Origin of the sequence: Pararobbsia alpina (genome assembly GCF_965118125.1) — a bacterium.
Lineage (GTDB): Bacteria > Pseudomonadota > Gammaproteobacteria > Burkholderiales > Burkholderiaceae > Pararobbsia > Pararobbsia alpina_A.
This window is the reverse complement of record NZ_OZ221289.1, coordinates 273,020-298,238: the sequence shown is the minus strand read 5'-3', so window position 1 is coordinate 298,238 and position 25,219 is coordinate 273,020. Positions and strand designations below refer to the sequence as shown.

Below are 25,219 nucleotides of genomic sequence, written 5' to 3'. Positions count from 1 at the left end.
GAGACTCATCCTTCCCTTCCGACGGCAATCCGATTGACGATATTGCGAAGCATGGCTTGACGAATCGTTAGCGGCAGGCGCGACGGATCGCCACCTTCGCTCGCAATCTCCGGCGCCAGGGCGAGGGCTCTGTCGCGCACCGCTTCATCAAACAGGATCAACCAGGCCAAGATCGGGCGCGTCCGCGGTACGATGATTTGCTCGCCATAGCTCTCACGAAAGAAAAGATCCTCTACGCGTGCGCGGGCGCCCGGTTGATTCAGCAGATCGTTCGCCCATTCCGCGCTCAGCAGCTCGCGGATCTCGCGGTGACGAAATCGGACGCTGTTATAAACGATGTCATCGAACAGGCCAGTGCGGAGGAGAGCGTCGATCTCGGCGTCGGCCCAGCCTGGCAGTAAGGTGCGTGGGTCGATGCGATCGGCAGAGTGAACACCTGCGGGAAGGCCAATGACGGTCTTGCCAGTCATCGTTACCGCGCCCGCCAGTATGCGGGCGCCATCCCGCATTTTGACCGCGTTAACGCGGACCGGGGCAATTGCGGTCGACCGCGGTTCGATCTGCAGGGCGATCATCCGCTGCAGCACTTCAAAGCGGCTCCCGAGGCGATGATCGGCTATCCACACACCAATCAATGCCTTCAGGTCGAAGGGACGCTCGGCGAGACTCAGTAAATTGGCACGCTTCACCGCGTCGACGAAGTCGGTGACGTCGCCCACGCCATAATGGCTGGCGAACAGCGCGATTTCGTCCTCCGAAAGGCCAGCAAGCCGATACAGCTTGAGCGCAAGGTCGCTCTCGTGACTCGTGTCGTTACCCTCTTCAGCGGGCGCTGGCTCGCCATGGGGCAGATGCTGTTCGATCAGTGTCTGGTCGGGTAGCGCTCGCCAAGCATCCTCGCGGCTGGTGATAAAGATGCGCGCGCGATCCAGCGCGGCGTAGATTTTAGCGCCGAAGATACGAACCGCATCTTCAAGCGCGCGTGGGGTATCCAATTGGGCTTCGTCAACCGAGTCGAGGAAGAACCAAGCCTCGTCAGTTGACGCGAGCCAGGCGGCAAACTCGTCCGCCGTGCCAACCTCGAACGACTGGTCGAACGTCGCGTCGATCTTCTCGATCCGGATGAAGAAGGCGTGACGGCCACGCTCCTTGATCCGACGCGCATGTGTCTGCGCTTCGAATGTTTTGCCGGCGCCTGGATCGGCAATTATCAGGACTCGAAACTCGTCCTCGATTTCATACCACCGCTGAGGTTTGCCCGCACCAGGTATGAGAAAATCCCACTTCTTCGAGTGAGGCGACATCGGCGAAAACCGCCGGATGAGCTCGACGATTTTCTCCGTCATGTCCGCGATCCCGCGTTGGCAGGGTAGAGATTGGGGAACCAGCGCTCGGCCACTTCGACCGGAAAAGCCAGACGCAGGGGTGCACGATGGGTCGCTGCGGTCAGCATTCCCCGGTCGACCAGCCCCGCCGTGACATTGCGCGCACGGCGCTCCTCATAGCCGGTGAGCGAGGGAATCTTTGCGCGCTCGACCTCGCCACTCATCACGGCTTCGCGCAGTACCGCAAAGCTGCCACGGAGCAAACGCTTCGCCCGCACCTCCTCCTCGACGTGGATTTCAATGCGCGTCAGCAGCGTCGCGGGTTCGAGCAGCTCACTCATGAAACGGATCTGATCGACTGAGCATTCGAGGAAGAATTTGCAGAACGCAACCAACCCGCGCTGAGTAAGGTTGCCACGCCCGTCGAGATCACCTTCACGCGGCCCATCTGCCTGCGCGAGCAACGTCTTGTAGCGGTCCTCATTGCGCGCCAAGCCTCGCGCCACTGACCAGAGACTGGTTCCGACCCCGAGCCGCTTGAACAAGGCATGTGACATTAGCCGAGCGACACGGCCATTGCCGTCGAGGAAGGGGTGGATCCAAAGCAGGCGATGGTGGGCAGCGCCGACAGTCTGAATTTGCCGGGTCCTGCTGAGCGGCGGCGATCCATAGGCCTTGTCAAAACTCGACATAAAGCGGGGCAAGTCCTCATGCGGTGGCGGAATGTGTCGGCCGACCTGCACGTCTCGCTTGCGCCATTCGCCGGGAACGATATCGAGCCGCGCCCCAGTCTTCTCGTCGTCAACGAACAGCATCTCGGGCGGTAGCCGCGAACAAAATTCTTCATGCAGCCACGATGCGTAAGCCGCGGAAGCCGGCCAGGCATCGGGATCACGCCCAGTATCGATTAATCGCTGAACGTGGATGTGCGCGACTGCTTCCTGCTGCAGGTCACGCTTTTTGGGTTCGTTCGAAAAGTCGTTGGCAAGTGCCCGGTCGATGTCGTGCGGATGAGTATCGTGCCCCTCGATCAGATTCGAGTAATAGCAGTTCATCGAGCGGACGAGGTTGCCGATCGAGTCTCGCAGGATGGGATGAATTCGGCCCGCCAGTCCGCTCGCCTCTTCCATAAGCACCAAGACGTCATCATCAAGGAGTCGGACTGCCTCCTCAGGAACCATTGGCCCCATACTTGTCGTATCCATGACGTCAGTGTACCGGATCTTGTGCCGGATCGGAAATAAACGTTATTTCATAAAATCAATGACATCCAAGATATTACATACTCTGGTGGACCGGATGGCATGCCGGTTCATTTGCCGGTTCGCGAGGGCCTGCCAAGTTCCGCGAGCGCTCTCGACAACGCGTTTGATAACGAATGTAGAACGGTGCCTGGACGACTCGAAAAATGTCAGCACAGAAATGGGTTACATGTCCGACGCCGCAGGGTTTGAAGTGTAATTCCGGGCGGACGGGCTGCGACGCGCGGCCGACCGATCGTGAAGGTTGTTAGAACGACCGTTTCACCCTGGGACCAGTCGCTGACGGCGCGCGCGACAGAATGACCGCTTCGGGTCGGAATCGGCCGTCAAGCACACGCGCGACGTACGAGAGTGAGGGGACGCCGCGCAGATCAGATCCCGCATGATCGACAAACTCAAACGAACGGCCCGCCCTTCCCCGTCCATTGACCGGTCGCGGGTCGAAAATCATCCACAAACGGTGATCGAAATGAAACTGGGTGCCCAAAGCAAAAAGGGCTAGCGTAAGCATTGCGATCGAGCTGGCGCGCCATCGCAAGTGACTCGATTGCGTCCTTGGCCTGCTCGATGTCGGTGGTCGAGTTGCGCTTGATGGCTTTGGTCAGCATCCCACGAGCGGCTTGCACCTCCCGTGCTTGCGCATCCATCACCGGGGAGGGAACGGCGCCGGCATCCTCCGTGGCCAGATCCCCCAACGGGCATCGCCAAGCGCCTCGCCAGTCCGACATCAGATGGCCCGTGCTTTTTTTTGCTCGCTCGGCTCCGGGTCGCCTTCGAGCATGGCGACAAATACCTTCAGGTGCGGCAGGTACTTCACCTAAGCACTTTTTCCAGACCGGGGCGCTCTTGCTCGGAAGTACGCGTCAGCGCTGCGTCCTCAAAATCGGCGTCCACCTGTCCGGTGAATGCATCAAACCATGACGAACCCACGAACAGCGCCCGTCGCCGCTTGGAACGCTGACCGGTCACGCACACCGTTCAATCGCGTTACCCTACTACGGCGATGCGCCGTGCCTCCGGCAGCCCATCGGGCTTTGAGGGTTCAACGAGATCGAACTCAAGCACGAGCTGCCGAGACGGCAACCTGGCAAGCGTCGTCGAATCAACTAGGGCATTCGCGCGAAAATAGGCTGCTTTTGATTCACTGGCCGTGAGTATCGAGCTAGATGGCATTGCTGCCCAGTAGCCGAGAAACCCGTAACCATCTTCGTGTGAAAACCGATTGCAAATGCCTCTGACGCGGCTACCGGTACTACCCCAACGCGCGCGAGACTCGAGCGCCGACTCCGTAGGCAACAGTCCCGGAACAAGGTATCCGTTGATATATTGATCTGCTGCATCGCGCAGCTCACGTGAGACGTTATCGAAACCCAGGACTTCTACGCGGCAGCCTCTGCTTTGCAAGGCGCGAACGACCTGGACGAAATCCCCGTCCCCGGTGACCAACAAGAGCGTATCGAGCCGTTCCGATTCCATTAGCAGGTCCACGGCCATATCGAGATCTGCGTTCGATTTGGCAATGGTGTTCCCCTCATCGTCGGTGAAATGCTTGACGAGCTTCACCGTGACCCGAAATCCTTGGTCATGAAGGGCCGATTGATAGCCCTGTGCTTTCGCAGCGTAGTCAGCGGATCGCTCGGCCCGCTGTTGATCGAATGCCAGGTACACGTTCAGCCGTTGGGCAATTCCATCTGCTCGGCATGCGAGCTCGCGAAGCGCTTCGTAACGCATGCCGTGCCCCCCATTTATGCCGATATTGCTCGCGTCCACATAGACGCCTATTCGTCGCATTCGATTTTCCGTAGTTATTGAATCTTTGGCTCAGCCACGCCAGATCGGCATTCGCAACAAAATCGTTCGCGCTGCCGCCGAGTGTCGTCGTCTCCATGCCCCTGCGTCTCTGATCACCGTGACGGTGCGATGTATCTCGTGGACCTACGCAACGTATTTGCGGGCATCAACGGTTACTTCGACTTGCATTATGTTTTCCATCGGTCACGAGATAGGCTGTTCGCCTTTATCTCCGCACGAAAGAAAAGGACTAGCGTACGGTAGGCGCCGAGGCCGACGATCAGGAAGACAAGTGGCTTCGATGTTCACGGCGGAGTTTGTTCGATCGATAGACTGAAAAATGGTGTGCTCGCGGCGAAAACATTCTGTGCGACCCACCACAGTGCGCCGCCACAACACGCGATCAGTTGCAGAAGCCCGACGAACTGACAAAACACCCTATAGGCTCTCATAGACGTGTTCCCCGACGTTTTCTGCTTTCCAATGTCTCAGTAGTGGTAACGGCACGAAACGATATCGATCAGTGTGCCGGCGATTTCGTAGACAAAGCGATTGGTGTCATCAATGCGCCGTGACCACAAACCCGTCAGGTTTGCCTTTAGCGGCTCGGGTTTGCAGATCCCCTCGAGCGGTGTGCGCTGAACGTCCTTGCTAACTTGATTGATGCGCTTCGGCGCCCTTTTGTTCTGCCCTGCCAGTAGACTTAATCGCCTCAAGCCTCGGCAGTCCACTGACGTTCAACGCGCGGCTCATTCGGTGTCGTCAACCAGCGTGCGCGGCTTTGCCCTGCGTGCGCGTGCCTGTGCGATGGAGCGCTCCAGATGCGCCACGTTTGCCGGGGAGCTCAGAAGATGGACCGTTTCCATCAGGCTATTGTAATGCGCTTGGGACATGACAACCGCATTGGGCGCATCGCGGCGGGTAATGAGCGTTACATCCACATCATCAACAACCTGGTCAATGACGCGTTTCAGATTGGCGCGTGCGTCGGTGAACGGGATAGTACGCATATGTCTTCGTTGAGGGAGTAACCTGTACCGAAACAAGTACAACTCTACCGCGCCCGGAGAGACATGTACGGAAAACAATATGCGTCCGTTTGCCCCTCGATTTTTCCTAGTAGCCCGGGATCGTCACGACGCCATCCATTGCTTGCACGATGTTTTCCCGTTTATTAGTCTCCTGTCCGCTTGCGGGCACTTTCAATTGCCGCGCTAGCGAGCTTCTCGTGTGACGATCTGTCCAGCGCCGGATTCGTGTCGATCGCGCGGCTGACCCAAAGCTCGTACCGCGCGAGCGCATCACTTCGTGTCCAGCCTTGGTCGATGTGTTGGCGGAGAAAGTCAGCCTTCGCACTTGGGCCAGTGCGTGGCGGCGACGCACCATGCTCCGTGTATACCGTTGGGATAAAGTGCATGATTTTCCAGTGCCACGAGTGGCGGCGAATATTCCGATACCTCGGCGCGCACTGACCGCCGAGGTATCAGAGATCCACGCGACAAGTGCTTCTAGTTCGTCGGCATTGAACGCCATCAATGCCGAGCGCGTAGCCCCCAATCATCGCGCATCTCGACATCGGTGTGGATGAATTTGAGAGGGCCACGGATACTGGCAGCAGAGAGCTCGATATCTGGAGTCGCAATGAGGATCACCCTCGCCCACCCGGGTGTCATCGCGCACTTCTCTTTTTTCGGTCTATCGAAATAGTCTCGCGTCTAGCGAGAACGCTTCTTGCCGAACGACCTCCACTCTTTTGAAATCGCTATGAAGCGGGTTCAGTATTACGTTCCAATCGGCGGGGCACACGACCGAGGGCACTTTCATAGCAGCCGACTGACGGTGGATCAACCATTTGCGGCCGATCTGAACTGTCGACGAGGGGATAGTGAGGGAGCAACCTACCTGACGGCAACCGATCGATTTGAGCAAGTCTTCGACAACCGCGCCCCGGTCGCATGCTCTCTTACGACAATTCCCTACCGCGCTGGCGAGACCGTATGAATCCGGCCAAAGGCCAGCTCCCCGACAACTCAACCTCAGTCACTCGCGAGTTACTGCGGCAGCGATTTTCCTGGTCATCTTTGCATGGGCAAGCTTTGCTAATTTCAAGATTGCAACATCCTTTGGCTCCGCATTCGATTTGCCGGCTTTCGGATGCGCGACAAAAATCAAAATAAAACCATACAATAGCAACATCAAACATGTTGCTATATTTAAAGTAATCTTATCTATGCCATAGTCAAGCCAACGATAATATCGACCAACGATCAGCACGCTTATAGCGACAGAAGAAGCACTAATGAACGATTTTGCAAGAAACATTGCTGCCAGCCTCCATGCAGCGTCCAGATATCTCGCCTTCCGTGCACAACCATTTATTCCAGCGAACAAATATGCCAACCATTGCGGAACAGCCAATGCGACAACTGCAACGCCGAGCACGTACGTTTCGGTTTTTAAATCAAGGAAATATTCGACACCCTCAGTAAGCCATTCTCCATATTTATTGAGAGCATTTCCATTAACATCTAGCATTTGAGTGTCGCCAGCAACTACAAACATGATCCCGCTTAGGAACAGCGCGTAGAAGAAGGTCAGCCAAACGGGATGAATCAGCTCAGGGTGTGAATTACCCCAAGTCTCCAAAATAAAGAAGATTGCGATGAACACGATAACCACAAGTGCCATCAGAACAACGAACATGTGGCGCGATGCAAATTGCGTCGCCTCGGTGCTACGCTTCAGTTTAGTAACGCTATTTCCGGAAGCTAGCTCATAGGTGTGATCGAACGGATGAAATTTAATAGCCTGCCTATCTAGCCCTTCCCCAAAATTCAGCGAAAACCCCTTCACTTCTCCCCTATAGGTGGAATTTGTTTTCGCGCCAAAATCGTTTAGAGACAAAACGACCGAAAACCCGGTCTTCGTCTTCGTAACAAGAACATCCACATCTCTGTCAGATCCATGATAAACCCCGTCGAACGACGGAAAGAAGTTGTACAGAGCAAGGAATGCGGATACAAATAGACATGCTATCGGCATTAATTTCATCAGCGCGCGTTTCGTTGACATTCCACTCGACATAATTTTCTGCGACTATTGTTTTGAAAATCGGATATTACCGCAACAAGATTCTGCATCCAACGGCAATCGCGTCATTCACTTAAAATGAAAGGATGCGCAAACCCGTCACGTCTGCGTACAATGCCTCGCGGGAGAGAGGCCCTACCTCGCTGTAAAATCAGCAATCCTAATTCCGTATGTCGAACAGAGTCACGTTTGACCGATGATTTTCAAGCGTTGACGTGCATCCAAAATTGACCCACCTGGGTGGGTCCGATTAGGTGCGCATGAACAATCGAGCAGAAGGCCCGTGAGTGCCGGAAGCTTTTTGTAGGGTCGAGGAGCGAGAGAGATGTGATCAAAACGGTGACGCCGTCGGGTGCTCGGACGCCGATTACCCAGTCGCCACCGATCGCGTTGGCGACTGTGATCGCGTCGCTGACGACATTCTGCTTCGCCTTCTCGGTCGAAATCAAACGACTCGTTGAGTCGATAGTGCTACTTGCAAGGATGCCAAACCGTTTGACGATCGCGGACTCAGTCGTTTTACTGAGCGTACGTGAAATGAGTAGACAGCTTTCCGTAGACGGTAGATGACGTCACCGGACGCCGCGTACTGACCGCCGTTCCCCGTGCGCATTCGGCCGATAGCGTCCAACAGTTGCCTCTTTGACCGTAAGCAGCCAGTGGACCCGTCTTGACGCGCGAGGTTAGGCAGGCTGTTCCGGTAGCCAACGATGCGGCAGCAGCTCGGCGATGTCGATAGCCTTGTGCGTTGGCAAACGCGTGAGGGTGTCTTTGAGGTACGCGTACGGGTATGGCCGTTGAGTTGCGCAGAGCGGATCAGGCTCGTGATCGCTGCGGCACGCTAACCGGCTCGCACCGAACCCGCGAACAACCAGTTGGACCGACCGATAGCCCACGGGCGGATTCGGACTGGTCAAGCCAACGTCGCAGCAAATTGGCATTGAGCCTGTGTTCGAGCGCCACCGCTGCGATTGACACACCGGTGCCTCGGCACGCTTCCACCACCTGAGCTTTGAACTCGTCGTTATAAGTACGCCTGCGTCGGCTGCGCGCGAACGCGACGACCTGTCGGCGTACTGCGCCGAGAATGCCTCTCGCCGACTGCCCTGCTCCGACCGCACCAGGCAGGTAACGCTCGACCGCCTGTCGTGACGAAAGTCCCGAATACCAGGCGCGCAGTGCGGCGATCGAGTCAGCATCCGGTCACGCGGCGATGGCTTCCGCAGACTCGGTTTCGGGCGTTGGGGCACTCAGGCGTTTTTTCATGAGCACCAGTTTAGATCGAAAAGACAGCTATCGTGATAAGAAGACTTATCGCAATAGCATTTAATCTCCGCACGCGTTGGGCATCGAAAGGTGCGTGACCTCGAAGTGGCAGACTGTGGTCGTCGGTAGTAGCCAATGTTGGCCCGTTCGGCTACCTCCAAGACCGCGACCACGACGTTCGCGTACGACGGTGACAATCGATTGACACGCGTCACCGATCCCCTGAACCACGCAACGAATTTTGGCTACGACAACTCGAGCAATCTTCTGAGCGTCACAGATCCGCTCGGCCACACGTGGAAGCGCACGGTCGATGGTCAAGGCAATACCTTGACCTCGATCGATCCGCTTGGAAACGAGAAGACAACCAATTCGACATTCTTACCGGGTCTCGGAAGCGTCCCTGTGCTCGGCCGATTGTTTCGAGGCGATCAGGACGAAAAGAAGAAGGACGAGATCGTGCTGTCGATCACCCCCCGCCTCATTCGAAGCAAGCCGCGCATGGAGCTGGAAAGCCTCGAGTTCCCCTCCGGAACCGAAGCGACACTTCACGACTTCAGCCTGCACTCCGATTCCGATGTCGATGCATCTTCGGATGGCAAATCGGCCCCGAAGAAGCACGACGACACGGTCGCCAATGCCTCCCAATCCGATGGCTTGCAGTGGCAAGGTCCATTGCAGGTGAAGGTGGGTGAGAATTTCACTGTCAGCCTCAATATGAAGCCGACCCAGCCCATCTCGTCACTCCCGATGGTCATTGGTTACGACCCGAAGAGCCTCGATGTCGTCGACGTCAAGGAAGGATCGTTCATGGGGCAAGGAGACGCTCCAACCTCCTTCACGCAGCGTGTGGATAGAAGCATCGGACAGGTATACATCACTCAAACACGCACGAGCAACGCTTCCGGCTCAGATGCCGCCTCGCCAGGAGATGCTCTAACGATTTCGTTCAAGGCAATTGCGCCGTCCGACGGAACTCAGGTCCGAGTCGTCAGTGCTGCTGGTGCCGGGTCGTCGGGCACGTCCGTCGCAGTCCCGCTTCCGCCGCCTCACAACATCCAGATCGCACCATGAGACACGCATCCATACCTTCAGGCAGCGGATTCACGCTGATCGAGTTGGTCGTGACACTCGCCGTGCTCGGTGTACTTGCTAGCGCAGTGCTTCCTGTCGCTCAGATTCAAATTCAGCGTCGGCGCGAATCTGAGTTGCGAGCGGATCTGCGCGAAATTCGCTCGGCGATCGACGCGTATAAGGTCGCTGGTGACAGTGGACGATTCTTGCGGCCCGCTCAAGGCACCGGCTATCCGCCGACGCTTCAGGTTCTGGTCGACGGAGTGGAAGACGCGCACGATCCACAAAAAGGAAAGATTTTCTTTTTGCGGCGCATTCCTCGCGATCCGATGAACAGTGATCCTCGAGTAGGCGACGAAGAGTCCTGGCAGGAACGAAGCTACGCGAGCGAACCGGATTCGCCTGAGGCCGGCGACGACGTCTACGACGTCATGTCGAAATCGTCTCGGATCGGATTAAACGGCATCCCCTATTCGAGGTGGTAGTCATGCAAACGCGACGACTATTCCAAAGTCGACTACGCGAGGCGAACCGCGCTACCGGATTTACGTTGGTCGAGCTTCTGGTCGTACTCGCGATCACGGCGGTGCTCCTAACACTCGCTGTGCCCAACTATTTCAAAAGCATCGATCGATCGAGGGAAGTTGTACTTCGCGAGAACTTACAGACGGCGCGGAAGTCCATCGATCAGTTCTATGAAGACAACGGACGCTACCCCGATACTCTGCAGCAGCTCGTTGATCGGAACTATCTGAGGTCCTTGCCGTATGACCCAGTCGCTCGAACATCGAACTGGATCATCGTCGCACCCGTCGATTCCGACAAGGGGGATGTGTTCGATTTGAAGAGCAGCGCCAGCGGTCAATCGACCGATGGTGTTCCGTTCGGCGAGTTCTAGCGATGCGAAGCAAAAACTACGACATACGGCACGTGCAAGGATTCACCTACATTGGCACGCTCATCTTGCTTTCAATGCTCGCGATTTCGGCTTCGTCGCTGGTACTCCTCGGCGCGGCCCAACGACGTCGAGAGGTCGAGGACCAACTGCTCTATGTTGGAGATCTCTATCGAATCGCGATCCGCGACTATTTTCTGGCGACGCCGCCCGGTCAACCGCACTACCCCAATTCTCTAGAAGATCTCGTTCTCGATCCACGATATCCCATGCCAAAACGCTATATCCGGCGTGTGTATCCCGATCCGATTGCACCCAACCAGTCATGGCAGATCGTTCCTGCACCAGAGGGCGGCATCTTGGGTGTAAGAAGCAGCTCCGCACTTCGACCGATCAAACAAGCGAACTTCCCCGACTTGTATCGCGATTTCGAACACAAGGATCACTATAGCGATTGGGTATTCACGTTTCTTCCAGTGACCGCATCTCCAGTACAGCAGAAGTAATTGGTCTGGTACCTCTCTCAAAGCGACGCAGCATAAACCCGTCGGATTGCAGGGCATACGCTTGCTTTCCGAGCTGCTTCTTTGCAAAGTTCTTGGACCAATTCTCATGTTGCATTTCTTCGCGAACCCAGTCGCTAGACGTCGGCGGGTCGATGACGCTTCGAATGACGGGTGCCTCATGACCAAGCGACGCTCGACGGTTAGCAACCAAGTACGACTGAGGCTGTGCAATATACGCGGACCCAGTTGGGTCTCGGATATCGCTCGTCCCTTCCCGATTCCGATTCTTCGTCGACGGAGCCAGTTCAGTGGTACGTATGTGGCGAGCAACGTTTCGCCGCACGAACTTGCGAACACCACGCCGCGTGCACCTTACTTTCGCAATAGCGTCTCGGTCGAACGTTAGTCGAAGTCTGTTGCGATAAGCGCAGTAATCGCAACAGCCGCCTCTCGTTGCACGATGTGTATCGACAAAATGCTTCGACGCACGATGCTTTGGGATCGTTGCGGTCTCGCCGGCTCGTAGGCAACGAAAGTCGCCGTGCCAAACGAGCAAGCCAACCGAATCGCTGTTCGCAGTATCCATTCGAATGAAGAGCTGTGGCTCGCGAATCGATCGCGCGGCCAACGAGCTTCCGACTCGATCTCCTTCGTGACTATGCTTGCGGCACGCGAGTGTTGAGCGTGCCGCGTGAAGGCTCCATGTTATCGATGAGATCATCCGCCGAAACAATAGCTAGTCGCACGACGGCCGCCCGGAAGGGCTCGATCGCGCAAGCGAAACAACTTGCCGCGCAGATTGAAAAGCAAATTGCTGCCGCGGGTCTCGGCGGCAGCGTGACGGTCCTTGACGCGAATGATGTTCGAGCGCGGCTTTCAATGACGACGGTACGCCACGAATTGGACTGCAATGGGGCACGCTGTGAGATCGAACGCGTCAGTACGTTCGAGGTCAACCTTTCGGCGCCCCCTTCGTTAGGAATTGCACCGCTACGAAACGGCTTCGAAAACACTGAGTGACTCACATCGACTGCGGATTCAACCGGTGGGCGCAACACACTGATGGAATCGTTTTGCCGGTGTTTCGAAGTCTAGTGTTTTCCTCGGTCGTTCGTTCAGTTTCTTAGCGACCTCATTGAGGTTGGCTTGGGTGTAAATCGACAGGTCAAGGCCTCTTTGGAAAGTACTTTCTTAACAGCCCCTTCGTGTTTTCGTTCGAGCCTCGCTGCCAAGGGTTCTGCGGATCGCAGAAGTAGACTTTGACGTCGGTCGCCACGGTGAAGCGCTTGTGATCGGCCATCTCTTTGCCTCGGTCCCAGGTCAACGATTTGTAGAGTTCCTGTGGCAACTTTCCTGCGCGCTTGATCAACGCGTTGACCACGGTCTCGGTGTCTTTGCCATCGACCTTTACGAGCATCACGAACCGAGTCTGTCGCTCGACGAGCGGTACGATTTGGCTGTTTGCGATGCCGAAGAGCAAGTCACCTTCCCAATGTCCGGGGGCGCTCGCATCGACCAGCAGTTGTTGCGCGCGCTCGACTTTCCTCCTGAGCACATACGCATTGGGCGTCACGCCTGTCGCCAGGCGGAACTGCGTCGCGAAATGCATACGCGTCAGTCCGGCGATATCGGCAAGATCCTTCAAATAGGTCGACTCGAAGAGATGTGCGTCGATGTGCTCGGTCACCCGGCGCGGCCGCCAAGGAGACAGGGGCGCGACGGCGGGTCGCTTCCTAGGCTTTTTCGCGTTCAGCAACAAGCATCGCGAAGCGATCGCCAGGCTGATGCGGTCCACGATCGGATGGCCGACCGACGCATCTTCCTCGTCGATTTCGAGCATGGCACGGATCAGGTATTGAACCGGCCGATCGTCGAGAAAGCTCACATCGGACAGCACGATGTCTTCGTTTGGCGGTGCTTGGAAAATATGCTCGTGACATTCGGGGAGCAGGGCCTGGGAAAGATAGAGGCGGTACGCCTCGGCCGCGTCGGTGAACACGATGCGCGTCACCGCGCCGGGCGGCACGAGCAGGCTCGACTACGCCGGTACATTGCCGTGCGAGATTTCCTGACGTCCAAAAAGGAGTCGTCCCGCGCGACGCTGCGATTGATCGTGATCGTATGCGTGCCGTCCGTCGCCTCGCTTTCGAACTCGAGCGGCCGCGCGGGCCTTGCGAGGCTCCGCCGGGTCAGGGTCGCGCGAAAATCCATTTCACGCGGCCGACCCGAGCCGGCATACCGGCTCCCAGGCTATAAGGGACTTAATACGCAGATTTCAGGTTGTCGGACCGACGGCTCACCAGCCGTATTTCACCTCGAGACCGACGTAGTCGGAGTCGCTGCCCCCGAGGTCCCGGATGGAGTCTCCGACCTTGAAGTGCACGGCCTCGACCGATGCAATCAGGTTCGGCGCAGCGGTCCAGTCGGCGCGGATCTGGGCATACGAACCCGTCCATCGCGTACCGCGGCCGGCGGTTCCCGGCACGACGGCGCTGCCTTGCTGGTAGATCGCATCATTGACAGTCATCCGCCATTGAAATGCCACGGCGAACAGCAGGGTGAGCTTGCTCGATGGCTTCAGCGTAAACGACGGCTTTACGTGAATTAGGTTGGCATAGCCCGTGTATCCCGCCAACGTGAAGTAGTAGCCGTTGGGAAACAGCGGGTTGAAGGTCCCGATACGCCCGTCGCCCGGATGCCGGTCACCCGATGCGGCGTCCACCTGCAGGCCCAGGCGTGGCGTCCACGGCGAAGCGAGCGTGCAGCCGAAGAGCGACCCCACGGCCCACGCGGCAATCGTCTTGTCGCCGACATGACCCGTCTGGTACATCGACTCGACGTCATAGTCCGCGGCGGCCATCTTCCCCGTGTATCGCAAATCGAATACGTTGCGATGTTCGTCGCCCTGCGCATCGAGAAACTGCGCGCCCGCACGCGTGTAAAGGGAGTAGTAGCCCGACAGATCACCGGGGCCGACACCCTGACGTTCGAAGCGGACCCCGCTGAACGTTAGATGACGGTTCGAGGTGTCGTCGAACGCCGAGATATCCCGGTACTGCACCGGCCGCGTCGCATAGCCGATGAATCGCCACTTCTCGTATTCGTAGTCGGCCCATACGGCATCGTAGGCCTGACGCACGTTCGGGCCGTCGCGCACGGAAATGAACCGCTGCAAGTCGAATGCCATCTCCTGCCGGCCGATCCGCAGCTTGACCGTGCCCGGCCCCAGCGGACTGACCCACGCGGCAAACGCTTGCTCGAGATCGAGCGGATTCTTGTCCGTCGACCGCACAACGTCCTTGTCGAATGGGCGTGCGTCCTCGAGCTGAACGAACAACTGGAGGTTCTGATCGATGCGGGCATCCGCGCTGACTTGCGCACGCTGGATCAGATAGGTATCCGATCGCGCCGAAGGACTCAGCCCGAACAGCGGTGACTCGCTGACCTCGACGCGCTCACGCAAGTTGGCGCCGAGCGACAGATACGTATCCGGATTGCTGCCAAGCGGAATGTACTTGAGGCCATCGAGTGGCTCGCGCGGCACACACGGATTCTTGAGAACCGACCAGTCTTCCTGCCAGCGATTGAACATCACCACGGGGCGTTTGGCGTTGCAGCTCTCCTGCGCAGGTGCACTTGTTTGAGGCGCGGGTGAGATCGCGTCGTCCGCCCGGGCAATGGAACACAAACTGAGCGCACATCCAGCGACAGCCATACTGATCCGGACCTGCATGTCACGGAGTCTCCTGCAGTGTGTTGGCATTCCGTTGCATCCAGGCGCGCATCGCAAGCCAGGCCACGGCCACAACGGGCAATGCGAGCGCGACGAAGCCGAAATGCCTATAGCCGAGTGCACCGCCGATTGCACCCAAACCGAATGCGACGATCGCAGGAAGCATCTTCGAGACGCGTTCGCGCGAAGCGCGCTTGACGTCCGTCGGTACGTGCGGGGAGCACAGGTCGAGCACATCGAGAATCACTTGCGTGACGTTCCCCGTCATCACGGTGTTTGGCACGCCCGGCCGCGCGATCAGCCGACTATGAGCGTTCTGCACACCCATCGCCATCGCGCCGATCATCCCGCACGTCACCACCCAGCCACTCCCGGCGCTGAAGTTCGTCCCGAGACAGATACCCGAAACGGCGAATGCCAGCAGCAGGATTGCCTGAACGACGTACAGCTTGCAGGCGCCGCTCGTCGGCGTAACGGGATGGCGGGTGCGGATCAGGAAGCTGCTCAGTGCGACGCCTGCAATAAACGCAGGAAACGCCATGAGCTTCAGAAAGATACCCTGGCCATATCCCGCGATGCCGCCGCCGATCAGCACGAAGTTGCCCGTGACGTGTGCCGTGAACAAGCCGAACAGCGCGACGAAGCTCAGCGTGTCGACGTAGCCCGCGGTCGCGGAGAGCACATGGTCGTCGTTCACTACGTTCCTTTTGGTTGCCTTGGTGACGTTGACGACGTTGACGACGTCGATTGCATCGATTGCGTCGTACGCATGGACTGCTTTGAAAGGGTGCCGAAGCAGTGTGTTTGCGTTGCAAACACACTGCGGCTTTTGCGCAAGGCCTTACTTCGCAGCAGCATGAATCTCCGCGATGTACCCGCCCGGGAACTGGACGATGGCCGACGCACGCTGATCCGACGTCACCGGCTGCGCGAGCACCGAAACGCCCGCGGCTCGCGCCTTCTTCAGCGTTTCGTCGAGGTCCTTCACTTCATACCCGGTCATTTCGTGCCCGTAGGGATACGGCAGGCGACCGTCCGTGACCAGCACCGTCATGTTTCCGTAGAGCGACGTCAGGCGAACGCGGCGGAAGGTGTCGTTCGGCCGGCCGATTTCGACACCCGGCGCGCTATGGTTATCGGAAACGATCTTGCCGTGCGAGAACGCAACCCAGCTCTTGATCAACGCGTTGGCACGCAAGGGTGAGACGTAGACTCGATTCTCGGGAACCGTCTCGAGCGCGTCGTAGTTCGGCGCCTTGGTGTGCCAGTACAACTGCATATGGACACCGCCCGGCCACGAGATCACCGCGTCGCGGCCAATCGGATCCGGAAACGTATCGACGATGACATCGGCGCCATGCGCCTTGGCCGATTGCATGGCGCCATCCATGTCGCTGACCAGATACCCGGTGCGCTCCTGGCCGAACGGATAGGGAATAGGCGTCTTGAAGCCGAAGACCGAGATCGTACCGGCCGGCGTGAAAACGAGTTGCGACATCGTCTGGCTCGGCGTCGGCGTCACCTGAAACACCCCTTGCTGGGACTTGTGACCACCGAACGTCGCGACGAAGCTGTCGGTGAACTTGTCGAAGTCTTCAGGTGCGACATAGACGTGCGTCGTGTCGTACTGCGGGCCCACAGCGAACGTGTTCTGCTTGACCGACCCCGTATCCGCAGCCTTGGCGTACGACGCCGACGGTGCAGCCATCGCGATACCGAATGCCATCGCAGCGGCGAGACCGAGTGTTTGTAGTTTGCGCATGATCATCGATTTCCTGTTTGTGTTTGTTGAGTTACGGAGCGCCGATCGGCCGTGGTCACATAGGTCACCATCGCAAAGGCGGCAATCAGACCGAGATGCTCGAAGAAGCTGTTCATCGCCATGAATTGCGCCTGGCCCTGCAAATTCCAGAAGTCGTTCGCGACGAGCATCGCGACCAGCGTGAGCGCGGCCAATGCCCCTGCGCCGAGCCAGGTGAATATGTTGAAGACCACGCAAAGCGACCCGGCGATCTCCACAAAGATGGCGAGCACCGCCCAGCACCATCCCGGATGCAGACCGAAGTGAATTTGCTCGTCGATCGCTGCGTGGAAATGCGTGAGCTTCGTCACGCCGCCGAGCACATAGGCCGACACCAGGCACGCGCGCAACGCCGGCATGATCCACGGCTGGCGCAGCAGCGCCGCCACCCAGCCCGGTGTGCCCGTTACATCGGCGCTTTGACTCATACGGCCCAGCACGCGCATCCCAACGCTCCCCAAAAGCCCTGGAAGTCCGAGGTCGGCGCGTTGCCGAGCCACGCGCTGCGATGATCGTGCCCGTGAACACCGCACGAGCGCGCGCATCCGCACGCTGCCGATGCGACCTGCTGCAGCGGTGCCTCGGTTCCTTCGCTTCGTTTCCACGCGCCGAAACCGCCGTACGTGCGCACCGGAGACCAGTCGGGCATCGCGGGCGGCGGGGGGTTATCGTCCAGCGACCCGAATTCGCCCGTGGCATAGACCACCTTGCCCCCCACGACCGTCAGCAACGAGCTCGTACCTGCGATATCGTCCTCGGCACATCCAAAGAAGTCCCGATCGGGGACGATCACGTCGGCAAACTGCCCGACTGCGATCTGCCCTTTCTTGCCGACCTCGTTCGAAAACCACGTCACCTTCTCGGTCCACATGCGCAGCGCGGTTTCGCGATTGAGACAGTTTCGCTGCGGATACATCCTCAGGCCACCGACCGTCTTGCCGGTCACGAGCCACGCTAGCGAGACCCACGGGTTATACGATGCAACACGCGTGGCATCGGTCCCCGCCGAGATGTGAATGCCCTTCTCGAGCATGCGGGCGACAGGCGGCGTAGCCTGCGCAGCCTTCTCGCCATAGCGCTCGACGAAGTACTCGCCCTGATACGCCATGCGGTGCTGAACAGCGATACCGCCGCCCAGTGCGGCCACGCGGTCCATGGTCTTCTCGCTGATCGTCTCGGCATGGTCGAAGAACCAGTTCAGGCCTGCAAGCGGGATATCGCGATTGACCTTCTCGAACACGTCGAGCGCGCGCACGATCGTCTCGTCATAGGTCGCATGCATGCGCCACGGCCAGCGATTTTCCGCGAGCACGCGAATCACGCCTTCGAGATCGTCCTCCATTTCCGCTGGCATGTCCGGTCGTTCGACGCGGAAGTCTTCAAAGTCAGCCGCGGAGAATGCAAGCATCTCGCCTGCGCCGTTGTGACGGAAGTAGTCGTTGCCTTCCTTGTACTTCGACGTCTGCGTCCACTTGATGAAGTCTTCCTTCTCACCCTTAGGTTTCTGGGTGAACAGGTTATAGGCGAGCCGGATCGTCAACTGCCCTTCGGCGTCAAGCTTTTTGATGACCTCGTAGTCCTCGGGGAAATTCTGGAAACCCCCGCCTGCATCGATAGCCCCGGTGACGCCCAGGCGATTGAGTTCGCGCATGAAGTGCCGCGTCGAGTTCAACTGATACTCGAGTGGCAGCTTCGGCCCCTTGGCGAGCGTCGCATAGAGAATGGCCGCATTCGGTTTGGCAAGCAGCAGCCCGGTCGGTTTGCCCGAGCCGTCACGCAGAATCTGGCCGCCCGGAGGCTCCGGCGTGTCCTTGGTATAGCCGACCACGCGCAACGCCGCGGCATTCAGGATGGCCCGGTCGTACAGGTGCAGGATGAAGACCGGTGTGTCCGGTGCGACTATGTTCAGCTCGTCGATCGTCGGCAGACGCTTTTCGTCGAACTGATGTTCCGTGAAGCCACCGACCACGCGCACCCACTGCGGCGGCGGCGTGATGGCCACCTGAGCTTTGAGCATCGCCATCGCGGTCGCGAGCGAGCGCACGCCGTCCCAGCGCAACTCCATGTTGAAGTTGAGCCCGCCGCGAATGATGTGCAGGTGATTGTCGATCAATCCGGGAAGCGCAGAGCGTCCCTTGAGATCCACTGTGCGCGTGCGATCGGTCTTGAGCTGATTGACTTCACTGTCGGCGCCGACGGCGATGAATTTGCCATCCTTGATGGCTACCGCTGTGGCCGTCGGATTGGATTTGTCCAGGGTCGTAAAGCGACCATTGAAAAGAATCAGGTCGGGCGCGTTGTGGTCCGATGTCATGAACGCTTCTCCTCTGACGAAGTGCCAGCTTTGTGAACGTGAATGCCGGACTGCCGGCCAGGTAGAGATCCAAACAAATGTTGCTTACAGTGCTCCTCGTCCCAGGCCACACGAAACCGGGTACCGGAGAGCAATCGCTTTGCGATGGGGAAAATCTGTTCGCCGGCGAGAATGCCCAGCAGGCCGATCAGGGCAATGATCGGCGGCGCCGGCGACATCACGCCGAGCACGCTGTAGACGAGACCGATCAGGATCCCGGCTAGCAAAGACAGCACATACGCTTTCATGTCAAAACCTCGGTCGACGACAGCGATCACCGCATCAGACGGAGCGCTGTCCCATCCTCTGCATTTCCATTTCGAATGATAAGCAGCACCGAGTGCTTTAAGGCTTAATAATCCTTAATCGATCCTAAGGCAGATACATATCGCCACTCGCTCGACTATGCTTATGACAGGCATCGCGGCGGCAATGTCATGTCTCGATTCCGTGACCCTATGCACATCGCGCGAAATGAGCAGCATGCGTGCGGCCATTGCGTCGACAACGAAGATTGCGCAGCGCCTCGATACGTCCGACTACATCCGATAGAGGAAAGACACCATGAGCAAAGAGAAACTTGAAGTCCTGACGCCGGCCAACAGCCAGATCATCTTTATCGACCAGCAGCCCCAGATGGCGTTCGGCGTTCAGTCGATGGATCGCCAGGCGTTGAAGAACAACGTCGTGGGCCTCGCCAAAGCCGCGAAGACGTTCAACATTCCGACGACGATCACCACCGTCGAAAGCGAATCGTTCTCGGGCTTCACGTACCCTGAACTGCTCGACGTGTTCCCCGATCACCCGACGCTCGAGCGCACGTCGATGAACTCGTGGGACGACCAGAAGGTGCGCGATGCCCTGAAGAAGAACGGCCGCAAGAAGGTTGTCGTGTCCGGTCTCTGGACAGAGGTCTGCAACACGACCTTCGCGCTGTGCGCCATGCTCGAGGGCGACTACGAGATCTATATGGTCGCCGACGCATCAGGCGGCACGTCGAAGGAAGCCCACGACTACGCGATGCAACGTATGGTCCAGGCCGGCGTCGTGCCCGTCACGTGGCAACAGGTCTTGCTCGAATGGCAACGCGACTGGGCGCGCCGCGAATCGTATGACGCCGTCATGAAGATCGCCAAGGAGCATTCTGGCGCGTACGGCATGGGCGTCGATTACGCTTACACGATGGTCCACAAGGCGCCGCAACGCACCGCGACAAAGCACGAGTCGCTTGCTGCGGTGCCGGCCAAGGTCTGATCCAGCCCCCGACGCGTTGCATGGCACGCACGCTCGCTTCGGAGTGGATCACTTCGCAGCGAGCTTGTCGCTTTGCGACCCGTTCTGCGCTGCGCGAACATCCGACACCCACTGTCGTCCTTACGTCGCCCATTTGACACATCACTGTATCCAGCCGGAATTCGAACGATGGAACCTTATGTCATCTCGCTCTTAACTGGTGTCCTCGCGGGCTTTATCTACAGCGTCATCCGCGTGCGTTCGCCCGCGCCCCCGATCGTGGCGCTCGTCGGCCTGCTCGGCATGGTGATCGGCGCACAAATCCTTCCGATGAGTCACCGGCTACTGACCGAAATAGACATTCACGCAACGCAGACCGTTGCGGTGAGGTGACGCGTCAAGTCCAAGTCTGAGTCCGAGTGCGAGCCGCACGTGAGGGTACGTTACCACCTCGCATCTACAATCCGGGGCCGCCATTGGCCCTCACTGCTCCCACCTGCACCCCAGAATCAATCCGCAGAAGTTCACCCGGCAAAAGTCAGGATCGCGCCGTTCGAGTATGTCTGCAGTCACATTGCCAAAGGTGCTGGCCGGGCGCCACGCGATGCCGTCGGCCAGCGCATTGATGATGAGCGACTTGAACGCGGGCTCACGCGGGTACGCGCGAACGACCGCCGCGCGGTCGCCCGCTGCGATTTCATCAAAGTGCAAGGCCATGAGGTCGGTGCCAACGCCGGCTTGCAGAAGTTCGACGAGCGGCGACTCAAACCCGCCCAGACCGAACGTCGTGTGAAGCGCAATCGCATTCCATACGCCCTGCGCCTGAGTATCAGACAGTCTGTACGGCGACAGAAAATCGATTGCGGCATCCGCACTGTCGAGTTCGAACCGGCGGCTCGATCCGCTGAAGCGCCCTGTCAGGCCAAGGTGGTGAAACGCCGCGGCGACGAACAGCAGCTCGTCGGAGAAGTCGAGCGAGCGGCGCCGGCCGATCAGTGCCGCAAACAGATACACACGGAAGGCGTGGCCAACCAGGACGCCAGGCATCTCCTGACCGATCCGGGCAACCGCTTTCCTCACTATCTCACTGTCCGGTATTGCGACGCCTGCGACATGCACGGTCATTGCCGCTCCTCGCTCTGTCATCGCTCCCTCGGATGTCGGCCTGAACGGAATTCATGCCGACGATGCCGTGAGCGATCGTGTCAGCATCGCCCGTACCGCACATGCAATCTCGCGCATGTGCGGTACGGGCGTGCACAGGCAGTGTAAATCGCCGCATCGCGGGAAGATCTTAATATTCTTTAAAGTCTGGCGATTCAGAACCGGGGGCACTGCGTCGGTGCAAAGTGCGCCACGCTGCTTTCAATCACTCTCGAAAGCTCGTTCACTGGAAGCGCGCCTCATCGCGCCTGTACGCTCGTTCATCACGAACGGGATTGCAATTCGGCCCGTTCCATGTGCATCGCGCCCGACGACTGAATCGGCATCATCGACCTCTGAAGCGGCCGCGCAACGTACGCGCGACGTGTTCGTGTCCTGAATCGAATCCAGCAGGCTCGCCGCTTCGATGTAGTCCGGCCAGTCGCGACGCGCTGGAAACAGACTCATCGCGGCATCCAGCACCGTGAGTGCCCTCATGATATGGCCCTGCCGGACCCAGAAACGCGCAAGACTCGTCGCAGCGCGTAGTTGCAACGAAGCGGCGCCCTGCCGCGTCGACGTGTCGAGCGCCGTCACGAGGGCATGTTCGACATCAGCGACGACTGCGGTGACTGCGGGTTCGGTCGAGCTGTCTGACTCGCCGAGCAGCAACTCGCCGCGGATACGGAAAAGCTCGGCGGCAAACCATCGATCCCCCTTTTCCTCGCAGCGCTTGAGCGCATGCGTCACCGCCTTGATCGCTTCGTCATATCGTCCTGCACGGCCGAGGCTCAAGGCGTAGTACGCAGCAAGCATCGCGGCTGGCGCACCGAACCCGAGCGCGTCGAGGCTCGAAAGTGCTTCGGAGAATTCGCCAAGGTGCTCGGCGTCGCCATGGTCGAGGGACGTCAGACACGCTCGGAAGACTCGACTGCATGCCCGGGCGATCGTCAGGCCGGCGCGGCTCGAGATATCGCTCAACCTGTCGATGGCATTGGCCGCACACGCTCGTTCACCCGACAGCAGGGCGATCGGAATTCCCGCTTCGACGAGGACATAGCATGCGACGACGGCCTGCTCACCCCTGCACGCGTCGTTGGTGCAACGCGCCGCGAGTTGCAGCGCTTCATCGCGTTGCCCCTTGAGCCACAAGACACGCGCGAGCGTCGCGCTTCCCACGACGTGCTGATCGATTGTGCGACCCAAAGGCATGGTAAACCGCAGACTGCGCGATAACGGCATGAACTGTTGCAGTGCGGCGTGCGATGCCTGTTGTTCGCCCGCGTAATGCAGGGCGATGCCCATCAGCCGATGACCGAGCATCTCGTCGGCCGAATCGCCCTGCACATTGACGGACAGGGCGCGGGGTGCTTGCCCGGGAAGCGCGGCGAAACGCCGCGCAAACGCCACGGCACTGCGTGCATCGCCCGCGGACTGGCTCGCGTTCCACAAGCCCCAAAGCGCGCGCGCCTCGAGCGGCGGGTCGTCGAATTCGATCGCCGACGACAACACATCCGACCAGATCGCCCGCGTCGCATGGTTCGGGCCCTGAAGGTAGACGAGCGCCGCAGCGAGGGCGGCTTGCAGCTGCATACGGGCGCGTCTTGCGCGGGGCGAATCGATATCGTGGGCGTCATGCAAGACCTGTATCGCCCGACGCGCCCATGACGCACATTCATCGAGTAACGATAGCTCGAACAGCAGCCTGACGAAGCGCACCGACAGCGCCTCGGCGATCTCGTTGTCGCCTTGGGGCGACAAGCCCCAGGTCATGGCTGCGCGCAGGTCGTCGAGCCGCTCACGCATATCGCGCTCCCAGGTCTCGGAGTCGTGATTCACGCATGCATCGACGGTGTCATCGAGCAGGCTGATGAGGTAGCTCGCGTGGCTCGAGCGAGCGCCATGCTGCTCGCCGTTGTCGTTGAGCTTCTGCTGTGCGTACGCACGCGTCGTTTCAAGCAGGCGATATGCGGCCTTGTTCCCCGAGCCGGGGCGCACGACCAGCGACTTTTCGACGAGCCGCGTCACGGCGCCGGTTACCGCGTATTCATCCAGTGTGCCGTGCGCAACGACCGCCACTGCGGCGGGCATCGTAAAGCCCGAAGCAAACACACTCAGGCGCCGCAGTGTGGTTCGTTCGGTTTCCGACAGCAATGCGTAGCTCCAGTCAAAGGTCGCCTTGAGCGTTTGATGCCGGGGCAAAGCGAAGGATGTTCCTCCCGTGAGCACCTTGAAACGATCGTCAAGGCGCGCGGCAAGCGCATCGACACCGAGAATCGTCGCGCGCGCTGCCGCGAGCTCGATCGCGAGCGGAATGCCGTCGAGTCGCCGACAGATCGTGTGGATCAGCGCGTGGACACGTTCGTTTGACGGAAACAGCGGATCGATGGCACGCGCACGCGAGAAAAACAGTTGCACGGCACTGCACCGGACCGCGGTGTCCTCGAAGTCATCTAGCGGCAACACGTGCAGTGGTTCGACCCGGTACACATCCTCGCCGATCACCCGAAGCGGCTCGCGGCTCGTCGCCATCACACGCGCGCCTTCGCTGATGCCGCCAAGCGCTTCGGCCACAGTGGACGCCGCACCGATGACTTGCTCGCAGTTATCCAGCACGAACAGCATGCGCGGATGCCCGATTTCGCGGCCGAACTGTGCGAACGACACGGGCCCTTGCCCCGGATTGAGGCCGAGAGCCCGCGAAGCCGCAAGCCGCACGCTGTCCGGATCCGAAGCCGATGCGAGCGGGATGAAATAGACGCCGTCCGGGAAAGCATTCCCGATCCGGTTCGCGACCTCGACCGCGAGTCTCGTCTTGCCGATGCCGCCAGCGCCAACCAATGACACATGTCTATTCTTTCCGAGTGCACGAACGATGTCGTCGATGGCGTCTTCGCGCCCGATGATTTCGGTTGCGCTGGCTGGCAACGATGGCGGAACCCGTGCCGCTTCGCACCTGCCATCCTCGATTGCAACCGCCGATGCTGCCTTGGTGTCGTACTCCAGCGTGCCCGCCAGTCTGTAGCCGCGACCCGAGATGGTCTGCAACAGCGCCCGATGTTCCCCCAGCAGATGCCGCAGGCTCGTCAGCTGCACATGAAGATTGTTTTCCTGAACAATCGTGCGCGGCCAAACCTGGTTGATCAGCGCATCCTTCGACACGAGCTCACCCCGTGCTTCGATGAGCACGGCGAGCACGTCGAACGCGCGGCTGCCGACATTCAGTGGCACGCCATTGCGCAGCAATTGTCGACGGTCGAGGTCCACCTCGAGCGATCCGATGCGAATCATAAACAGACGCTCACCCGAGTGATGTATCAGCCGATGCGCTGCAAGACTCATCTTCTATGCAGCGTCTACTGATATATCCATTTAAAAACAGCCCGATCAAACACATTGCCATTCGGGCCAACAGGAATCCTGGAGCAACACGAGCCGATGTTTTGCAATCCCCGTGCGCCACGTCTCCTGAAAACAACCTTTTTTTATCGATTTCTTGCGATCGAATGTTAACGATGCTGCACCGGATATGCAGACTGAGGCACACCGACTTTGCCTGGACGGTGTGACGCACGAGTGCACACGCGTACAGCCGGGGGAGCAAGGTTTGCTTTCCCATTTACACACGCTCGTGACGACCCGATGAAGCGTCTTGCGGTCAATCTTAAACGTCCTCATTTTTGACCACCACGGAGCAAAACGGTCGACCGTCTCGCCACTCGTGGGGCCAGGACTCTGCCCGTGGCG

At 58.9% G+C, this 25,219-nt stretch carries 22 protein-coding genes and 4 pseudogenes; 6 read left to right on the top strand and 20 right to left on the bottom strand.

The features are described from left to right. Window positions 1–5: 5 nt before the first annotated feature. The 11 genes and pseudogenes from ACMFWR_RS32145 to ACMFWR_RS32095 form a co-directional block, all read right to left on the bottom strand. Window positions 6–1,346 carry a hypothetical protein gene (locus ACMFWR_RS32145; protein WP_413197447.1) on the bottom strand — a complete coding sequence of 447 codons (1,341 nt, stop codon included), beginning with the start codon at window positions 1,344–1,346 and terminating at the stop codon, window positions 6–8. Continuing rightward, window positions 1,343–2,530: a Fic family protein gene (locus tag ACMFWR_RS32140; RefSeq protein WP_413197446.1), complete on the bottom strand. Its 1,188-nt coding sequence runs from the start codon at window positions 2,528–2,530 to the stop codon at window positions 1,343–1,345. The genes ACMFWR_RS32145 and ACMFWR_RS32140 overlap by 4 nt, the downstream gene beginning before the upstream one ends. A 452-nt stretch (window positions 2,531–2,982) precedes the next feature. After that, the gene (locus ACMFWR_RS32135; RefSeq protein WP_413197445.1) at window positions 2,983–3,195 is read right to left on the bottom strand and encodes a hypothetical protein; all 213 of its coding nucleotides are present in this window, start codon (window positions 3,193–3,195) and stop codon (window positions 2,983–2,985) included. Between the two features lie 379 nt (window positions 3,196–3,574). After that, the gene (locus tag ACMFWR_RS32130) at window positions 3,575–4,378 is read right to left on the bottom strand and encodes an NYN domain-containing protein (RefSeq protein WP_413197444.1); all 804 of its coding nucleotides are present in this window, start codon (window positions 4,376–4,378) and stop codon (window positions 3,575–3,577) included. 488 nt (window positions 4,379–4,866) lie between these two features. Further along, on the bottom strand, window positions 4,867–5,109 hold the full coding sequence (locus ACMFWR_RS32125; protein ID WP_413197443.1) for a Txe/YoeB family addiction module toxin: 243 nt from the start codon (window positions 5,107–5,109) through the stop codon (window positions 4,867–4,869). A gap of 18 nt (window positions 5,110–5,127) precedes the next feature. Then, the gene (locus tag ACMFWR_RS32120) at window positions 5,128–5,388 is read right to left on the bottom strand and encodes a type II toxin-antitoxin system Phd/YefM family antitoxin (protein WP_413197442.1); all 261 of its coding nucleotides are present in this window, start codon (window positions 5,386–5,388) and stop codon (window positions 5,128–5,130) included. A 685-nt stretch (window positions 5,389–6,073) separates the two neighbouring features. Continuing rightward, window positions 6,074–6,307, bottom strand: coding sequence for an RES family NAD+ phosphorylase (locus tag ACMFWR_RS32115; RefSeq protein WP_413197441.1), 234 nt, complete (start codon window positions 6,305–6,307; stop codon window positions 6,074–6,076). A 111-nt stretch (window positions 6,308–6,418) separates the two neighbouring features. Further along, on the bottom strand, window positions 6,419–7,450 hold the full coding sequence (locus tag ACMFWR_RS32110) for a hypothetical protein (protein ID WP_413197440.1): 1,032 nt from the start codon (window positions 7,448–7,450) through the stop codon (window positions 6,419–6,421). 701 nt (window positions 7,451–8,151) lie between these two features. Beyond that, window positions 8,152–8,375, bottom strand: a pseudogene (locus ACMFWR_RS32105) (transposase domain-containing protein); the annotation flags it as partial. Window positions 8,376–8,419: 44 nt separating this feature from the next. Next, window positions 8,420–8,470 (bottom strand): annotated as a pseudogene (locus ACMFWR_RS32100) (hypothetical protein); the annotation flags it as partial. A 9-nt stretch (window positions 8,471–8,479) separates the two neighbouring features. Beyond that, window positions 8,480–8,734: pseudogene (locus tag ACMFWR_RS32095) on the bottom strand (hypothetical protein); the annotation flags it as partial. A 135-nt stretch (window positions 8,735–8,869) separates the two neighbouring features. On the opposite strand from ACMFWR_RS32095, the gene ACMFWR_RS32090 reads away from it, so the two are divergent. Genes ACMFWR_RS32090 through ACMFWR_RS32075 form a run of 4 tightly spaced genes read left to right on the top strand, consistent with a single transcriptional unit; the run spans window position 8,870 to window position 11,209 of the window. After that, complete coding sequence (locus ACMFWR_RS32090; protein ID WP_413197439.1) at window positions 8,870–9,808, top strand: cohesin domain-containing protein; 939 nt, start codon at window positions 8,870–8,872, stop codon at window positions 9,806–9,808. Continuing rightward, window positions 9,805–10,293: a type II secretion system protein gene (locus ACMFWR_RS32085; RefSeq protein ID WP_413197438.1), complete on the top strand. Its 489-nt coding sequence runs from the start codon at window positions 9,805–9,807 to the stop codon at window positions 10,291–10,293. The genes ACMFWR_RS32090 and ACMFWR_RS32085 overlap by 4 nt, the downstream gene beginning before the upstream one ends. Before the next feature lie 2 nt (window positions 10,294–10,295). Further along, the gene (locus tag ACMFWR_RS32080) at window positions 10,296–10,706 is read left to right on the top strand and encodes a type II secretion system protein (RefSeq protein WP_413197437.1); all 411 of its coding nucleotides are present in this window, start codon (window positions 10,296–10,298) and stop codon (window positions 10,704–10,706) included. A gap of 32 nt (window positions 10,707–10,738) precedes the next feature. After that, window positions 10,739–11,209 (top strand): type II secretion system protein, encoded by a 471-nt coding sequence (locus ACMFWR_RS32075; RefSeq protein WP_413197436.1) that lies wholly within the window; start codon window positions 10,739–10,741, stop codon window positions 11,207–11,209. A 1,038-nt stretch (window positions 11,210–12,247) separates the two neighbouring features. On the opposite strand, the pseudogene ACMFWR_RS32070 reads toward ACMFWR_RS32075, so the two are convergent. From ACMFWR_RS32070 to ACMFWR_RS32040, 7 genes and pseudogenes are all read right to left on the bottom strand, one after another. Next, window positions 12,248–12,716 (bottom strand): annotated as a pseudogene (locus ACMFWR_RS32070) (IS30 family transposase); the annotation flags it as partial. 789 nt (window positions 12,717–13,505) lie between these two features. Further along, window positions 13,506–14,924 carry an alginate export family protein gene (locus tag ACMFWR_RS32065; protein WP_413197771.1) on the bottom strand — a complete coding sequence of 473 codons (1,419 nt, stop codon included), beginning with the start codon at window positions 14,922–14,924 and terminating at the stop codon, window positions 13,506–13,508. Window positions 14,925–14,943: 19 nt separating this feature from the next. Then, the gene (locus ACMFWR_RS32060) at window positions 14,944–15,639 is read right to left on the bottom strand and encodes a YoaK family protein (protein WP_413197435.1); all 696 of its coding nucleotides are present in this window, start codon (window positions 15,637–15,639) and stop codon (window positions 14,944–14,946) included. 144 nt (window positions 15,640–15,783) lie between these two features. Next, window positions 15,784–16,704, bottom strand: coding sequence for a glyoxalase (locus tag ACMFWR_RS32055; RefSeq protein WP_413197434.1), 921 nt, complete (start codon window positions 16,702–16,704; stop codon window positions 15,784–15,786). A 2-nt stretch (window positions 16,705–16,706) separates the two neighbouring features. Continuing rightward, window positions 16,707–17,171: a DoxX family protein gene (locus tag ACMFWR_RS32050; RefSeq protein ID WP_413197433.1), complete on the bottom strand. Its 465-nt coding sequence runs from the start codon at window positions 17,169–17,171 to the stop codon at window positions 16,707–16,709. Then, the gene (locus ACMFWR_RS32045) at window positions 17,168–19,057 is read right to left on the bottom strand and encodes an amidohydrolase (RefSeq protein ID WP_413197432.1); all 1,890 of its coding nucleotides are present in this window, start codon (window positions 19,055–19,057) and stop codon (window positions 17,168–17,170) included. The genes ACMFWR_RS32050 and ACMFWR_RS32045 overlap by 4 nt, the downstream gene beginning before the upstream one ends. Continuing rightward, entirely contained in the window at window positions 19,054–19,344 is a 291-nt protein-coding gene (locus ACMFWR_RS32040; RefSeq protein WP_413197431.1) for a XapX domain-containing protein, read from the bottom strand. Before ACMFWR_RS32040 ends, ACMFWR_RS32045 begins: the two co-directional genes overlap by 4 nt. 316 nt (window positions 19,345–19,660) lie before the next feature. On the opposite strand from ACMFWR_RS32040, the gene ACMFWR_RS32035 reads away from it, so the two are divergent. Both ACMFWR_RS32035 and ACMFWR_RS32030 read left to right on the top strand, forming a co-directional pair. After that, window positions 19,661–20,350 carry a hydrolase gene (locus tag ACMFWR_RS32035; RefSeq protein WP_413197430.1) on the top strand — a complete coding sequence of 230 codons (690 nt, stop codon included), beginning with the start codon at window positions 19,661–19,663 and terminating at the stop codon, window positions 20,348–20,350. A gap of 168 nt (window positions 20,351–20,518) precedes the next feature. Continuing rightward, window positions 20,519–20,722 (top strand): DUF1427 family protein, encoded by a 204-nt coding sequence (locus ACMFWR_RS32030; RefSeq protein ID WP_413197429.1) that lies wholly within the window; start codon window positions 20,519–20,521, stop codon window positions 20,720–20,722. 90 nt (window positions 20,723–20,812) lie between these two features. On the opposite strand, the gene ACMFWR_RS32025 is transcribed toward ACMFWR_RS32030, so the two are convergent. Beyond that, window positions 20,813–21,376, bottom strand: a complete 564-nt coding sequence (locus tag ACMFWR_RS32025) for a phosphohydrolase (RefSeq protein ID WP_413197428.1) — start codon at window positions 21,374–21,376, stop codon at window positions 20,813–20,815. 318 nt (window positions 21,377–21,694) lie between these two features. Next, complete coding sequence (locus ACMFWR_RS32020) at window positions 21,695–24,763, bottom strand: ATP-binding protein (protein ID WP_413197427.1); 3,069 nt, start codon at window positions 24,761–24,763, stop codon at window positions 21,695–21,697. Window positions 24,764–25,219: the final 456 nt, after the last annotated feature.

Excerpts from the sequence above, each read along its gene's own strand:
- ACMFWR_RS32045 (WP_413197432.1), bottom strand. The coding sequence starts at position 19,057 with ATGACATCGGACCACAACGCGCCCGACCTGATTCTTTTCAATGGTCGC.
- ACMFWR_RS32040 (WP_413197431.1), bottom strand. The coding sequence starts at position 19,344 with ATGAAAGCGTATGTGCTGTCTTTGCTAGCCGGGATCCTGATCGGTCTC.
- ACMFWR_RS32030 (WP_413197429.1), top strand. The coding sequence starts at position 20,519 with ATGGAACCTTATGTCATCTCGCTCTTAACTGGTGTCCTCGCGGGCTTT.
- ACMFWR_RS32135 (WP_413197445.1), bottom strand. The coding sequence starts at position 3,195 with ATGCTGACCAAAGCCATCAAGCGCAACTCGACCACCGACATCGAGCAG.
- ACMFWR_RS32050 (WP_413197433.1), bottom strand. The coding sequence starts at position 17,171 with ATGAGTCAAAGCGCCGATGTAACGGGCACACCGGGCTGGGTGGCGGCG.
- ACMFWR_RS32110 (WP_413197440.1), bottom strand. The coding sequence starts at position 7,450 with ATGTCAACGAAACGCGCGCTGATGAAATTAATGCCGATAGCATGTCTA.
- ACMFWR_RS32145 (WP_413197447.1), bottom strand. The coding sequence starts at position 1,346 with ATGACGGAGAAAATCGTCGAGCTCATCCGGCGGTTTTCGCCGATGTCG.
- ACMFWR_RS32130 (WP_413197444.1), bottom strand. The coding sequence starts at position 4,378 with ATGCGACGAATAGGCGTCTATGTGGACGCGAGCAATATCGGCATAAAT.
- ACMFWR_RS32080 (WP_413197437.1), top strand. The coding sequence starts at position 10,296 with ATGCAAACGCGACGACTATTCCAAAGTCGACTACGCGAGGCGAACCGC.
- ACMFWR_RS32035 (WP_413197430.1), top strand. The coding sequence starts at position 19,661 with ATGAGCAAAGAGAAACTTGAAGTCCTGACGCCGGCCAACAGCCAGATC.
- ACMFWR_RS32085 (WP_413197438.1), top strand. The coding sequence starts at position 9,805 with ATGAGACACGCATCCATACCTTCAGGCAGCGGATTCACGCTGATCGAG.
- ACMFWR_RS32025 (WP_413197428.1), bottom strand. The coding sequence starts at position 21,376 with ATGCCTGGCGTCCTGGTTGGCCACGCCTTCCGTGTGTATCTGTTTGCG.
- ACMFWR_RS32140 (WP_413197446.1), bottom strand. The coding sequence starts at position 2,530 with ATGGATACGACAAGTATGGGGCCAATGGTTCCTGAGGAGGCAGTCCGA.
- ACMFWR_RS32090 (WP_413197439.1), top strand. The coding sequence starts at position 8,870 with ATGTTGGCCCGTTCGGCTACCTCCAAGACCGCGACCACGACGTTCGCG.
- ACMFWR_RS32055 (WP_413197434.1), bottom strand. The coding sequence starts at position 16,704 with ATGCGCAAACTACAAACACTCGGTCTCGCCGCTGCGATGGCATTCGGT.
- ACMFWR_RS32120 (WP_413197442.1), bottom strand. The coding sequence starts at position 5,388 with ATGCGTACTATCCCGTTCACCGACGCACGCGCCAATCTGAAACGCGTC.
- ACMFWR_RS32020 (WP_413197427.1), bottom strand. The coding sequence starts at position 24,763 with ATGATTCGCATCGGATCGCTCGAGGTGGACCTCGACCGTCGACAATTG.
- ACMFWR_RS32065 (WP_413197771.1), bottom strand. The coding sequence starts at position 14,924 with ATGGCTGTCGCTGGATGTGCGCTCAGTTTGTGTTCCATTGCCCGGGCG.